13 protein-coding genes and 1 other annotated feature are annotated in these 13,359 nt (G+C 42.7%); of the genes, 9 read left to right on the top strand and 4 right to left on the bottom strand.

Annotation, left to right across the window (positions count from 1 at the left end; translation table 11 throughout):
• Nucleotides 1-15: 15 nt before the first annotated feature.
• From AAEM60_RS01190 to AAEM60_RS01200, 3 genes are all read right to left on the bottom strand, one after another.
• Nucleotides 16-597, bottom strand: a complete 582-nt coding sequence (locus tag AAEM60_RS01190) for a YqaA family protein (protein ID WP_299746703.1) — start codon at nt 595-597, stop codon at nt 16-18.
• Between the two features lie 229 nt (nt 598-826).
• Nucleotides 827-2,515: an arginine--tRNA ligase gene (argS, locus tag AAEM60_RS01195; protein WP_341357959.1), complete on the bottom strand. Its 1,689-nt coding sequence runs from the start codon at nt 2,513-2,515 to the stop codon at nt 827-829.
• 51 nt (nt 2,516-2,566) lie between these two features.
• Nucleotides 2,567-2,770 (bottom strand) — a binding site (T-box leader).
• A gap of 51 nt (nt 2,771-2,821) precedes the next feature.
• Nucleotides 2,822-3,997, bottom strand: a complete 1,176-nt coding sequence (locus AAEM60_RS01200; protein WP_299746700.1) for an FtsW/RodA/SpoVE family cell cycle protein — start codon at nt 3,995-3,997, stop codon at nt 2,822-2,824.
• A 457-nt stretch (nt 3,998-4,454) separates the two neighbouring features.
• On the opposite strand from AAEM60_RS01200, the gene AAEM60_RS01205 reads away from it, so the two are divergent.
• Both AAEM60_RS01205 and sfsA read left to right on the top strand, forming a co-directional pair.
• Entirely contained in the window at nt 4,455-5,234 is a 780-nt protein-coding gene (locus tag AAEM60_RS01205) for a hypothetical protein (protein WP_341357245.1), read from the top strand.
• A 24-nt stretch (nt 5,235-5,258) separates the two neighbouring features.
• Complete coding sequence (gene sfsA, locus AAEM60_RS01210; RefSeq protein WP_299746694.1) at nt 5,259-6,002, top strand: DNA/RNA nuclease SfsA; 744 nt, start codon at nt 5,259-5,261, stop codon at nt 6,000-6,002.
• 30 nt (nt 6,003-6,032) lie between these two features.
• Here the strand turns inward: sfsA and AAEM60_RS01215 are convergent, their stop codons facing one another.
• Nucleotides 6,033-6,521, bottom strand: a complete 489-nt coding sequence (locus tag AAEM60_RS01215; protein ID WP_341357246.1) for a BsuPI-related putative proteinase inhibitor — start codon at nt 6,519-6,521, stop codon at nt 6,033-6,035.
• 214 nt (nt 6,522-6,735) lie between these two features.
• Here AAEM60_RS01215 and AAEM60_RS01220 point away from each other — a divergent pair, with 214 nt between their 5' ends.
• The 7 genes from AAEM60_RS01220 to AAEM60_RS01250 are packed head-to-tail and all read left to right on the top strand — an operon-like array spanning nt 6,736 to nt 13,290.
• On the top strand, nt 6,736-7,968 hold the full coding sequence (locus AAEM60_RS01220; protein ID WP_341357247.1) for an ABC transporter substrate-binding protein: 1,233 nt from the start codon (nt 6,736-6,738) through the stop codon (nt 7,966-7,968).
• Entirely contained in the window at nt 7,946-8,809 is an 864-nt protein-coding gene (locus AAEM60_RS01225; protein WP_341357248.1) for an ABC transporter permease subunit, read from the top strand. Before AAEM60_RS01220 ends, AAEM60_RS01225 begins: the two co-directional genes overlap by 23 nt.
• A 10-nt stretch (nt 8,810-8,819) precedes the next feature.
• A complete protein-coding gene (locus AAEM60_RS01230) occupies nt 8,820-9,617 on the top strand; it encodes an ABC transporter permease subunit (RefSeq protein WP_341357249.1) in 798 nt (265 codons plus the stop codon).
• A complete protein-coding gene (locus tag AAEM60_RS01235; protein WP_299746680.1) occupies nt 9,614-10,582 on the top strand; it encodes an ABC transporter ATP-binding protein in 969 nt (322 codons plus the stop codon). Before AAEM60_RS01230 ends, AAEM60_RS01235 begins: the two co-directional genes overlap by 4 nt.
• Nucleotides 10,583-10,594: 12 nt before the next feature.
• Complete coding sequence (locus AAEM60_RS01240; RefSeq protein ID WP_299746677.1) at nt 10,595-11,254, top strand: TVP38/TMEM64 family protein; 660 nt, start codon at nt 10,595-10,597, stop codon at nt 11,252-11,254.
• A 14-nt stretch (nt 11,255-11,268) separates the two neighbouring features.
• A complete protein-coding gene (locus AAEM60_RS01245; RefSeq protein WP_299746674.1) occupies nt 11,269-11,850 on the top strand; it encodes a CDP-alcohol phosphatidyltransferase family protein in 582 nt (193 codons plus the stop codon).
• 15 nt (nt 11,851-11,865) lie between these two features.
• A complete protein-coding gene (locus tag AAEM60_RS01250; protein WP_341357250.1) occupies nt 11,866-13,290 on the top strand; it encodes an FAD-dependent oxidoreductase in 1,425 nt (474 codons plus the stop codon).
• Nucleotides 13,291-13,359 lie beyond the last annotated feature (69 nt).

Genomic DNA, 13,359 nt, shown 5'->3' on the forward strand with positions numbered 1-13,359 from the left:
TCTCTTTTGCTATGATTATACAGTTTTCTTTCTCTTCTTTATGACCAAGTATACAAGATAAACGGCGATTAGAACGCCACCAGCTGCAAGTGTAAGAAGTGTAAAGTTCTCCTCAATAAAGGGCTTAGCTTTAGCTCCCAGTGCTAAAATAATCGCACCTTCAAGGAAGAAACGAATTCCTCTCCCGATAATAGACCAGATCACCAATACCCTGATCTTAACACCGGAAACCCCTGCGAAAATCGTAAAGATCTTATAAGGGACAGGTGTCAGTCCTGCAATTAAAAGAGCCATTGCCCCATATTTAGTAAAGTATTCCTCTACTTTTTGAATCCTCTTTTCAGAGAAGAAATATACAAGGATCGGCCGTCCAAGTTTTTTTCCGATCAACCAGCCAAAAAGGGCTCCGACAACGGAAGCGATAGTCGTATAAAGTGCATACAGCAATGCGCTATCCGGATTGGCTATCGCTAATGGAATCAGTAGTACATCAGGTGGTATAGGGAAGAATGATGAATCGGCGAATGAAACAAGAATCAGACCCCATACACCATAATCCAGTAACCAAGCTTCGAAAGCGTGAAGTAGTTCAGACATAAGTTCAGTATTCTCCTTTATTGATAAAACGTCATTTTTGATTTTAATTGAACATAAGAAAGTATATCACTTTTTACAAAAGGAGTCATGAAATATCCCGTATGGTTGAAACCACTTCACGGAAGTTTCGTCACATATGCAGTTGATGATACTCTTAACAAAGTTTGAAAAAAGCTTTAATCGAAAATAATCTATTTCTCGGGAAATAGTGACAGAAATCTAATTTATTCTACATTTCAGAAGGAGACTTCATTCCTAATAATCGTATTCCTTCAGCAAGGACTGTCGAAACAGCATGAACTAGTGCTAAGCGGGAGGTTTGCTCTAGATCCTCGGAAATGATTTTAGTTTTCCCGTAATAACGGTTAAAGCTTTGTGCGGTATCGACTAAATACTTGGCAATAACCGAAGGAGCATAGTGGTTCCATGCTTTCTCAACCATTTCTGGAAATAATCGTAGCTGCTTCACCACTTCCCAGCTCTCAGCATCGTCAAGCCCCTTAAATGTCAGTGGAAGGTCAGCATCCGTTTTTCTCAGAATGGATTGGGCTCTGGCATAAGTATATTGAATATATGGACCTGTTTCTCCTTCGAAGGTCAGCATATGTTCCAGGGAAAATTCTATATCGTTAACCCGGTCATTTTTCAAATCATGAAAGATAATGGCCCCAACCCCAACATCTTTTGCCACTTCTGTTGCATTTATTAAGTCGGGATTCTTCCGTTTGATATTTTCTTCAGCCATTTTGATTGCTTCCTGAAGAACCTCTTGGAGTAAAATGACTCGGCCTTTTCTGGTGGACATTTTCTTCCCATCCTTTAGATAAAGACCAAAAGGGATATGTTTCATATCATTCGCCCAGTTAAACCCGAGCTTCTTCAATACTTCCATCACTTGTTTGAAGTGAACGGTTTGTTCCTGGCCAACGACATACAAGGCTTCATCAAAGGCATACTGGCGATGGCGATACAGGGCAGCTGCCAGGTCTCTCGTGGCATAAAGGGTAGCTCCATCTGACTTTTTGATGAGACAAGGCGGAAGATTCTCTTCTTCTAAACGAACCACTTGCGCTCCTTGTGATGTTTCCAGGAGATGATGGTTTTGAAGCAATGTTACGACCTCTGCCATCTTGTCATTGAAGAACGCTTCGCCATTATAGGAATCAAATTCAACTCCGAGCAACGAGTAAATCGTTTTAAAGGCTTCAAGTGATTCGTCTTTAAACCATCTCCAAAGCTCCGTTACTTCTTTATCTCCGTCTTCAAGAAGCTTAAAGGCTCTTCTTCCTTCTTCCTCGAGTGAGGGATCTGATTCTGCTTCCTGATGAAACTTCTTATAAAGAACGAACAATTCAGATATGGGGTTATCTTTAACCTTTTGGTGATCTCCCCACTTTTTGAAAGCGACGATTAATTTTCCGAATTGAGTCCCCCAGTCCCCGATATAGTTGATTTTTTCTGTTGTGTAGCCGCATTTTTCTGCAATAGTGGCGATGGAATTCCCGATGACAGTCGATCGTAAATGCCCCATGGAAAAAGGTTTGGCGATATTAGGTGAGGACATATCCAATACAATCGTCTTTTGCTCACCAAATGCATGGCTCCCGTAATCTGACCCTTTTTCCAAGATGGCTGACACGATTTCTTTTCCTGCTTTCAATCTGTCAAATCGGAAATTAACATAAGCACCTGCTGATTCAACGTTGCTGAAAAAGGGAGAGGAGAGAGTGTCAGCAATCTCATCGGCAATTGTGTGAGGTGCCTTCTTCCATGCTTTGGCCAGCTGGAAGCATGGAAAGGCCAGGTCCCCCAAATGAGTATGCTTTGGGGTTTCAAGCAATTCATACAGCTCTTGTTTGCTCCAATCATTCAACACCTGTGACTTTAGTACGTCAGTAACGATCGATTTCAAATCCATCATCTACACCTCCTGATAAAATCAAACACAAAAAAACTCGTCTCTATATAACATAGAGACGAGTTTAGCTCGCGGTACCACTCTTATTCCCTTAAAGGGCGCTCATTGTATAACGGGAGATCCCGGTTTTTCTCTACTAACTTCAAGAAAAACATCTCAGAAGTGCGTTTCATTCCAGGCTTCTCACCAGGCTCCCACCATCCCCGGCTCGCTTTCGATCCACGTCAGAATTACTCTCTTCATCATAGAATATTCGTATATAATTACTATTATTTTACACATTCTGGGGCTGATTGCAACCTGTAATTAAGAATCTTCTGATGAAAACATATACGTTTTATGGTGAAATCTCATGCTGAACACAAGTCCAAGGGCCAGCATATTCCCCATTAGAGAGCTTCCTCCATAACTGATGAAAGGAAGTGGGATCCCTGTGATCGGCAGCAATTGTATCGTCATTCCAATGTTCTGGAACACGTGGAATGTAATCATACTAATAATCCCTGCACATACATAGGCATTGAATGGTTCCTTTGTGTCTAAAGCCGTTTTGGTTAAATGGTAAATGAGCAGGAAGTATAAACTGATGACGACACTTGCGCCAATAAAGCCGTATTCCTCACCGATCACACTGAAAATAAAATCGGTGTGGTTCTCAGGAATGTATACTTCGCCTCCACTGTACCCTTTCCCAAAGATCTGCCCGGATCCAATGGCGTTAAGGGAGTTAATTAAGTGAAACCCCTCTAATTTAGCGTAGTTGTACGGATCAAGCCAAGCATAAATACGTCCAAACTGATAAGGCTTTACATTTAAATATTTTTCAAGGAGCTCAGGAGCCCACACCACAAGTGATAGGACGATTCCCCCGAGTACTCCGATAGAAGCATATATAGGAACGATCAGCTTCCACGTAATCCCTGAAACTAAGATGATTCCGGTCATGATGGCTAAAATAACAAGGGAAGTCCCTAAATCCGGCTGCTGCATAATAAAAGCAAGGGGAAGGAGGGTCGTAAGCCCGATCTTCACTAATAACTGAAAATCCGACTGCAGTGTTTTTCTGGGATTAAGCTCATGATGATTGGTAATGATTCGTGCAAGAGCAAGAATTAAAAACGTCTTCATGAATTCTGAAGGCTGAATAGAACCAAGCGGTCCCAGCATGAACCAGCTTTTGGCTCCGTTTCTATACGGTGCGATGCTTTCCGGTGAAATGAGTAATACAAGAAGCAGGAAGATTCCTGCACCATATATGTACCAGGCAAGACGCTTATACTGATCAGAATCAAGGAATAAGGCCCCTACAATAATAATTCCACCCACGACATACCAAAAAGCTTGTCTGATCACAAAGTTCGTTCCATACTGACCTGACGTCTGGGCACTACTTATTCCCATAGCACTAACGATAAAAAACAACATCAATAAAAAGAGAAGACCCCAATCGATCTTATCAGCAAATCGCTGGCGAGTTTCCATAATCTATTCACCTGAATTTCTAAAGATTTCACATTCCTAGTCTAATAGAAATGAAGGGAAATTTCTACTCATGACCAGAGAAATTACGGAAGTTCTGTCGGGATGTGACAGTCATTACATGATATTTGTCGAAATAAAATCAAAGAAAAAGCTGATAGGAGTGGGATTCTATAAAGGGATACCGGGATTAAATTCCATTTTTTACATGATTGTAATCGTTTCTTATCACTAGAAGATAAGAAGAAAGTGCCGTTTCCTAACGTTTGGCAGCCATTAATCCCATTCATAATAGTAATAGAACAAATATATAAAGCCTGTGGTCCTGCGATATGACTATTTTCGACAATTACCTGCGACTTTTGTCATCATTTTGAAATGAAATAGAAAAGAACAAGTACCATACAAATTTGCTAAAATAGAAAGTATGAATCGGCATCGTGTTAATCAGATGGAGGGAATGTTCTTGAAGGCAAATAATCAGGTTAAAGATATCATCTATGTTCACAAGAATACGGATCGTCAGTATGTCGTATCTTACGGAATTCATTTCAACGAGTTTGCTTCAAATGCCCGTAAACCATTGAAGAATTTACTCCTTATTAAACATCAGTACGAGCATGGTGCATTTAATATACATACGCATATGGAGTATGTGGAACAGGATGAAATGAAGAAGATTATGAATGACGGAGTACAGAGCTATGGTGATTTCTGTTGGATTGACTTCGAAGAAGAAGTGGGAGTCAATGAACTGAACGGTCAAGAAATCGCTGAACTGCTTTATATGGGTCATACTAAGCAGCCTTTAAACCCTCCTTTTTATTCAAAGCTGAACAATCGATACGCGTACCTATCTCATGATGATGGATGGTTTAACAAGATTTATTATCGGGATTTTGAGGACTTCTATCAAATGTTAGGGGCAACGGTATCTTCGAAATTGAGCACGGTTAAAGGTGGAAAGGGCTTATTTGGTATGAAGAAGGAGAAAGCCTATCCAATCATCGGGAAGGAAGTCATTGATTCCTTTAGAGACAAACTAAAAGAAGGAATGGTCATTTCTTTAGAAAAAGCCATACTAACGAGAGGGAAGATAGAGATCCCGATCTGGGTGATCGGTGATTATTACGATATGGACGAGATGGCGGAAGATTATAAGGCAATCCGCAAATCACCTGCCAACGGATTATTATCCTATGATCGTAAAACGAAAAGCTGGAGTGCTTTACTACGATAAGCAGGAAGCAAGGAGCGTGAAACCTTGGTAGAAATTCAATTTCATGACAATCTGGTTCAAGGGGTATTTCTTGAGCGCCTCAATCGGTTTGTCCTGGAGTGTCAGATTCCGTCAGGTTCTATTGAAAAAGTCCATTTACCTGATCCAGGCAGATTAAAAGAATTATTGGTACGGGGAAACCCGATCTGGCTTCAAGCATCAACAGATCCTAAAAGGAAGACAAAATGGTCAGCCGTGATGACGTATGATGCTTCTAACGGTATGTATGTGTCTTTAAATACTCAATATCCAAATCGGTTGGTCCTTGAAGCCTTGCAGCTGGAAATGATGGAGGAGTTAAAGGAGTGGCAGTTGGAAAAAGCCGAGTATAAAGTAGGAAGCTCACGCTTTGACTTCTTACTCACTCATAGACAAAATGAACAAAAATTATTGCTCGAAGTAAAAAGTGTCACCATGGTAGAGGACGGAATGGGGAAATTCCCGGATGCGGTCACGGCAAGAGGAGCAAGGCATGTGGAGGAGCTGACGCATTTACAGATGGATGGAAGCTATCAATCAGCAGTCCTGTTTATTGCTCAGCGAACCGATTTGACCGGGATCACTTCCGCTCCAGAAATTGATCCTCATTTTGCCCGGATCATGGAAGAAGCCGAAGATCAGGGTGTCCGTTTTTTCGGAAGAAGCTGCATTGTTACGCCAGAACGTATCATCTTGAATGGACCTATACCTGTATACCCAAAAAAGGATTACCTTCACGGCCGTCTTTAGCATGTGAAGATTAATCCTTTTTTGTTATATCTAATTCACCTGTACTTCTGTTTTTGCTTTATAGTTCTGGTCTCCTTTTGCCGTTAACCAAACGGTCAACGTATAGGTACCGCCCTCGACCTTTGGAAGAACAACTTTCTGGGAGAACTCTTCACCCTGTTTTACGGTGATTTCCTGGATCGCCTGGGTATACATCTTATTTTTTGAGTCCTTATACACTACTTCACCTTTATCGTTTCGAAGTTCAAAGTCAATGGTTTGTCCTGATGAAAAAACGAAGGTCTTCTCTTGCTCTGTTTGGTTCTTAATTGAATATACATAGACAATCTGACCGCTTTCCTCTTGTTTCGTTAATGAAGGTTCCATTTCGCCTGCAACAATCCCTTTCTGTACAGAAATGTCTTCACCAGCTCCTGAGTTCTGATTCTCTTCGGATTGACTGCCGTTCTCCTCACCAGCCGTTCCACAGCCTGCTATTCCTGCCATAAGTATTATCAATAACATAATCAATCGCTTCATGCCAAATCCACCTCCTTACTGTATTAGACAGGGTTTATCCCAAAAGGTTACAAGTGTTCCCGAATATGAGCACGAAGACACACGGGGATGTGCTGAACGTGTTTCTTTCTTCCTTTATATGGGCAAAGATTTATATATGTAAGGCAGATTACTTTTTAAAATCAGGAGGTTCAGTACAATAGAATTATAGAAAAAGAGCAGAGGAGCAAGGTATATGAAAAAATGGTTAGCGATTATTGGGTTTATTTCCTTACTACTAGTATCTGCTTGCGGTCCTTCAAATGCAACCGATAGCGGGGAACTTCCTGATGAAAATTGGGAAATCATTTCATCGAAAGCAGAAGGAACAAAAGTGAATATGTTTATGTGGGGCGGAGACGATGGAATTAACCGTTATATTGATGACGTAGTTGCTCCCATGCTGAAAGAAAAAAATAATATCGAGTTAAATCGGGTACCTTTAGACACACAAGAAATTCTTCAAAAACTACAAACAGAGAAACGGGCTGGCAAAGATAAAGGAACGATCGATATCGTGTGGATAAACGGAGAAAACTTTAAAAACGCAAAGGAAAATGATTTACTGGCAGGGCCTTTTACAGATAAGCTGCCGAACTATACAAAATTCTACGAGACTGAAAAAGCAGCGTATCAATATGATTTTGGAACGGAAACGGAAGGGTATGAAGCACCGTGGGGGAAAGTTCAATTTGTCTTCTTCTATAACAGTGAAAAAGTGAAAAATCCCCCCTCCAGCTTCGATGAATTAAAAGCATTCATGAAAGAGCATCCGGGGAAGTTCACCTATCCCAATCCGGCTGATTTCACCGGGAATGCATTTCTTCGACATCTTCTTTATGCTACATCTGACTCGGATTTAGCTCAGTCTTCATTCAACGAAGGAACAGCAGAGAAGATGGGGGAAGAGGTATGGAAAGAGCTGAATGAAATGAAGCCATTCTTGTGGCGAGAAGGAGAAACGTACCCCGCAACATTAACAGACCTTGATAAGTTATATAGCGGGGAAGAGGTTTGGATGACGATGGGATACAACGAAGCAAGGGCAGAGCATCTGATCAAGGATGGAGTGTTCCCGGAAAACACAAAGTCATTTATTTTAAACGATGTTGGATCTATCGGGAATACTCATTTTCTGGCAATTCCGTTCAATAGCCCCAACAAAGAGGGAGCGCTGGTGACCATCAATGAACTCCTCTCTCCTGAGGCTCAGTATGAGAAACTAAAGCCTGACTATTGGGGAGAAAGTTCACCCATTTCCTATGAAAAGCTGGATGAGGAATGGAGAAATAAATTTAAAAGCATCGATCGGGGAGAGAGTGTACTGGAGGCTTCTGTACTCGAAGAGAGCTTTAAGGGAGAGCTGGATGCGGAATATGTGGAATGGTTAAAGGATAACTGGATTCGTGAAGTGGCAGAGAGTCAATGACACATTTCTCCTCATTCCAGCCATTCTTTTTTTCATCCTTATTCCGGGACTTGGGATCGTACTTGCAATACTTGAGAGTGTCAGGAGTGGAGAAACCATCACATTCCAGCATTATGTGAATTTGTTTGAGGGGAAGCGATTTATGACATCCTTTCTCTTCAGTTTGATCGTGACCTCCATCTCAACCATCCTGTCCTTAATCATTGGCTTGGGGATCGTAAAGGCATTTTCCCCTTTACTAAAGGAAAATAAACATAAACTCCTTGTCTGGATTCCGATGCTGGTTCCCCATTTTGTATGGGCTTATCTCATCTACTTACTCTTTAATCAAAGTGGTTTTTTCTCCAATGTACTCGGGTTAACCGGTTGGATCGATGACCGGGGTCAATTCCCGATTCTGGTCCAGGACCGAAATGGGATTGGAATCATTATGACGTATGTCTGGAAGGAGGTCCCTTTTGTTACCCTGATGCTGTTACCCGTTTATACCACGCTTTCTAAAAAGTATAACGAGGTAGCTTCTTTATTGGGAGCGAATTTCTCTAAAGCGTTTTTGGTAGCAGAATGGCCATTTATCCTTCCCGTTCTCGTAGAAACCGGAGCCATTTTGTTCGCTTTCATTTTTACAGCATTTGAAGTGCCTCAGCTTCTGGGAGTGACTTCACCACAGATGATGGCCATCCTTGCTTACGACTGGTTTTACAGTGGCAGCTGGAGTGACCGGCCATTGGCGTTTGCCTCACTCGTATTTGTGGGACTGGGCATTGGGGTTGCGATGTGGCTCCTTATTTACATCACAAACAAGAAACGCCTGCACATTACAAAAGGGATTGGAAATTAGAGGTGTTCACATGAGAAAATCGTTATTCTACAGCATATCACTCGTTCTTTTTGTGTTCCCCCTCTTATTTCTAGTGTATAAAAGCTTTTTCGGTGTTTGGAGATGGGGGAGCCCTCTTCCTTTTGAACCTAGTTTAAGGGCATGGAAGGTGTTAATGAACGAGGGGGAATTCCTGGATTCGATCGGTGTCTCCATCTGGATTGCCATTGTTGTATTGGCGGTAAACCTTCTGATTGGCGTTACTTCAGGAAGAGTGTTTTCCTTATCGTCGTTCAGAGGTAAATCCATCATTGAAGCATTTCTTATGCTGCCGCTATTCCTTCCCGTGTTAGTGGTGGCAATCGGGCTTCATATTACGTTCATACGATATGGACTTGCTGATCACTGGACGGGAGTCGCACTCGTCCACTTAGTGCCTACCATTCCATATAGTATCAAAATGTTCAAAACAGGTTATGAACGGATCGGCACGAAATTAATCGAGCAATCAGCCTTACTTGGGGGGAGAGTCTTTCAACGTTTTTACCATATTGAACTGCCCTTACTTCTTCCAAGTATACGAAGTGTTCTGTTTTTGACGATTGTAATCAGCTTAAGTCAATACGTCCTTACAGCGATTATAGGCGGAGGCAATGTCGTGACGCTGGCGATGGTCTATTATCCTTTTACCGATACGGCAGATGAAGCGGTAATGGCAGCCTTCTCCATCGTGTTCGCCCTCATTCCCGCCATGCTGTACATCATTCTGGAAGGGTGTTTGAAATTCATACTCCCTTATCAACATCCAAGAGGGAGGAAGAACCTTTGAGTTCATTCATAGAAATTAATCAGTTAACCAAAACATTTAAAGATAAAGAGGTACTAACCAACGTTACGTTCTCATTAAACAAAGGCGAGATCCTCACATTGGTTGGAGCATCCGGGTCTGGTAAATCAACATTCCTTCGCATTCTCTCCGGGTTAGAGTCTGCGACAGAAGGGAATACGTATATTGATGGGAAAGATATCTCCTCTTTAAAGCCTCAAAAACGCCCCATTGGGATGGTCTTTCAACAGCCATTATTATTCCCTCATATGAATGTCCTGGAAAATGTCATGTACGGGCTGGAAATGAAAGAACGAAACAAAGGGAAAAACAAGAAAAAAGCCATGAACTATATTGAACGAGTAGGCCTCGATGAAGTAATGCATCATTATCCTTCTGAGCTTTCCGGTGGTCAGCAGCAACGGGTATCCCTGATACGATCTTTGATTTTAAAGCCGAAGCTTTTACTTTTAGACGAACCTTTCAGCAGTCTGGATTTGCAGCTAAGGAAGGAACTGAGGCAATGGGTACGGCACATTTTTAAAGAAGAAGAAACAACCGTCATATTCGTCACGCATGATCGCGATGAAGCGTATGAACTTGGAGATCGAGTGGCTGTTTTACAGAGTGGCAGATTCTTGCAGATAGGAACACCGGAGGATATCTATTATCGGCCACACACTCCATTTGTGGCTTCTTTCATGAGTGATGGACTCACCCTGAATCAGCAGCAATTCATTCACGCCTCCAACATAAAAGTAAGTTGCAGCTCTGCCGACACGTCCCTGCTAAGATGGAAAGGAACAGTGAGGCAAAAATTATTTTTAGCCGGCACGAATCTCTATGAAGTATGGGTGGATGAACTGGAGCAAAAGCTAAACCTACCCATTGAACAAGACGCTTCTACTGAAGACATCTGGCTTTATGCAGAGGAAGAGAGCATCCAAACGTTTGAGAAAGAGGAATAGGAGGGAAGAAGAATGAAGAAGAAGGAGATCGGTAAGATCCTGTTGTTCATTACCATATTACTGATCCTCATGTGGCTGAGCCGGAATTTCTTTAACGTAAAGCCACATGACATCAGAGATTGGATAGTGTCCTTCGGTATTTGGGCTCCTATTGTTTTTATTGTCGTCTATACGATTCGCCCGCTGATTCTTTTTCCGGCTTCCATCCTTTCATTGGCTGCAGGTCTTGCTTTCGGTGCATTTGGAGGCTTCATATACATTTTGATCGGAGCTTTAGGTGGTGCAACGGTAGCCTATTATACTGCGAGCTTCCTTGGTGCGAAACTATTAAAAAGACCGTCTCCACGTATGATCAAGATCCGCGAGAAGATGGAGGAGAACGGTTTTGTGTATGTATTACTATTACGGCTCGTTCCGTTTTTAAACTTCGATCTCATCAGTTACCTTGCCGGCATGGGGAAGGTGAGATACATTTCATTCATTTTCGCTACAGCCATCGGGATTTTACCTGGTACGTTTGGGTATGTATTTCTGGGGTCAAGCTTGGTAGGAGAAGATCGAACGAATTTATATATCGCTATCGGCTTTTTCTTGATGATGATCATCGTGCCTTTAATCTTCAAGAAAAAAATGAAAGACTGGCTGGGATTATCGAGTAAAGATGACAAGTAAAGGATGGGAAATACATGTTAGATACGCATGCCCGTAAGTGGGTGCAGCCAAGTATTGAGGGGACAGCACGTTTGTTTTTGAAAAGGGGATTATCAGCCAATCAGGTGACGTTGATTGCTTTTATAGTAGGTTCAGCTACAGGTCTGGTCTATTATTTTGGATTCCCGATCTTAGCCGTACTCTTATTATGGTTATCCGGCTTTTTGGACGCAGTCGATGGTACCATGGCCCGATTAACGAAGCCCTCCCCCTTTGGAACCGTCATGGATGTCACTTTTGATCGAATCGTCGAGATCAGTGTCATTCTGGGCGTTGCTTTCATACACCCTGAGATTATGTGGGCGCTTCTGTTACTGAGCGTATCCATCATTATTTCCATGACGATTTTCCTGACAGTAGGAGCCGTATCAGAGAAACAGGGAATGAAATCCTTTTATTATCAGGCAGGACTTGCTGAGAGGACGGAAGGATTCATTCTGTTCAGTGCCATGATGATATTTCCGTCCATCGTCCTGTGGACCACCTTATTGTTTTTTGCAGTAGAATTGTTCACGGGCTTACAGCGATTTCTAGAAGCGAAACGTTTACTTTCATAAGGAGGAGAGATGAAGATGGATCAATACGATTTGATAGTAATAGGGGGAGGAGCGGGTGGACTGACCGTTGCATCAGGAGCCGCTTCTTTGGGAGCAAAAGTGGCACTCATCGAAAAAAGCGGCCTTTTGGGCGGAGACTGCCTTCACTTTGGGTGCGTTCCATCCAAGGCATTCATCCAATCGGCGAGAGAAGTGGCTGCGATCCGGGCAAGCAATGATTATGGTTTCGATACAAAGGGTTCAGTCGATATGAAAAAGGTAAGGGCGAGGGTCAAAGAAGCCATTGCCCATATTCAACAACATGACGATCCCGATCGATTCCTGCAATTAGGGGTCGATATTTACTTCGGGGGAGCAGAGTTTCTTGATCCTCATACGATTTTAGTGGAAAAAGAGGACCGGATATCCGGGAAGAGAATAGTCGTTGCAACAGGGTCAAGTCCTCTCATTCCTGGAATCCAAGGCTTGGAAGACGTTGAGTATCATACGAATGAAACGGTATTTGAAGTAGATGAGCTGCCCCGCCGAGTCGTATTTATCGGAGGGGGCCCGATTGGTTTAGAACTGGCACAAGCATTTTCTCACCTTGGATCAGAAGCAGTCGTCCTTGAAAAAAATGATGAGATATTAGGGAAAGAGGATAAAGAAATCCGTGAAGTAGCCACAGACCTATTAGAAAAGGATATTCAGTTTGTTTATGGAGCGGAAATCGAACGTGTATCCGAGAGGGACGGGGAGAAAGTGGTCCACTATGTGCAAGACGGTGTAGAGCATACGGTGGAAGGGGATTTATTGTTTCTGGCTGCCGGACGGAAACCTGGTACGGATTCTTTGAACCTATCTGCTGCCGGAGTAGAAGTGGACAATCGGGGCTTCATCAAAGTGAATGACGAACTAAGAACCAACCATTCTCATATATTCGCGATTGGAGACGTCAATGGTCGATATCCATTCACCCACAGTGCAGGAATGGAAGGGAAGCTTGTCGTCCAAAATGCAGTGTTTGGCTTGAAACGCAAGGTTTCCTATAACAAACTGCCGTGGACAACCTATACGACACCTGAGGTCTTTCATATTGGGCTGACCGAGGAAGAGGCTCTTGAACAAGGATTAGAATACAAAGTCTATAAGAAAACATTGGACGAAGTCGATCGATTCGTCGCAGACCATCGAACAGAAGGTCTCATAAAAATCATCACAGACGGGAGCGGGAAGATCCTCGGCGCCCACGCAGTCGGATCCGGTGCAGGAGACTGGATGCAGCCTATCGTGTTTGCCATGGAAAAAGGAAGCAAAATCGGCGCACTGTCCAATATGGTCTATCCTTACCCGAATCACGCTGCAGCCGTCCAGCAGGTAGCGGATCTCTATTGGAGAGAGAAGTTGTTTGATGGTGTACTGCCGGTGATTAGTAAGAAGTTTGTTGAAATTTTCAGATGATAGATATAGAAAGCGCGACTGCTGGGAGGTGGTTGCGTTTTTTGTTGGTGAATGTGCGGATTGCGGTGA

The organism is Rossellomorea sp. y25 (genome assembly GCF_038049935.1).
Classification (GTDB): Bacteria; Bacillota; Bacilli; order Bacillales; family Bacillaceae_B; genus Rossellomorea.

Excerpts from the sequence above, each read along its gene's own strand:
- AAEM60_RS01190 (WP_299746703.1), bottom strand. The coding sequence starts at position 597 with ATGTCTGAACTACTTCACGCTTTCGAAGCTTGGTTACTGGATTATGGT.
- argS (WP_341357959.1), bottom strand. The coding sequence starts at position 2,515 with ATGGATTTGAAATCGATCGTTACTGACGTACTAAAGTCACAGGTGTTG.
- AAEM60_RS01200 (WP_299746700.1), bottom strand. The coding sequence starts at position 3,997 with ATGGAAACTCGCCAGCGATTTGCTGATAAGATCGATTGGGGTCTTCTC.
- AAEM60_RS01205 (WP_341357245.1), top strand. The coding sequence starts at position 4,455 with ATGTTCTTGAAGGCAAATAATCAGGTTAAAGATATCATCTATGTTCAC.
- AAEM60_RS01215 (WP_341357246.1), bottom strand. The coding sequence starts at position 6,521 with ATGAAGCGATTGATTATGTTATTGATAATACTTATGGCAGGAATAGCA.
- AAEM60_RS01220 (WP_341357247.1), top strand. The coding sequence starts at position 6,736 with ATGAAAAAATGGTTAGCGATTATTGGGTTTATTTCCTTACTACTAGTA.
- AAEM60_RS01230 (WP_341357249.1), top strand. The coding sequence starts at position 8,820 with ATGAGAAAATCGTTATTCTACAGCATATCACTCGTTCTTTTTGTGTTC.
- AAEM60_RS01240 (WP_299746677.1), top strand. The coding sequence starts at position 10,595 with ATGAAGAAGAAGGAGATCGGTAAGATCCTGTTGTTCATTACCATATTA.
- AAEM60_RS01245 (WP_299746674.1), top strand. The coding sequence starts at position 11,269 with ATGTTAGATACGCATGCCCGTAAGTGGGTGCAGCCAAGTATTGAGGGG.
- AAEM60_RS01250 (WP_341357250.1), top strand. The coding sequence starts at position 11,866 with ATGGATCAATACGATTTGATAGTAATAGGGGGAGGAGCGGGTGGACTG.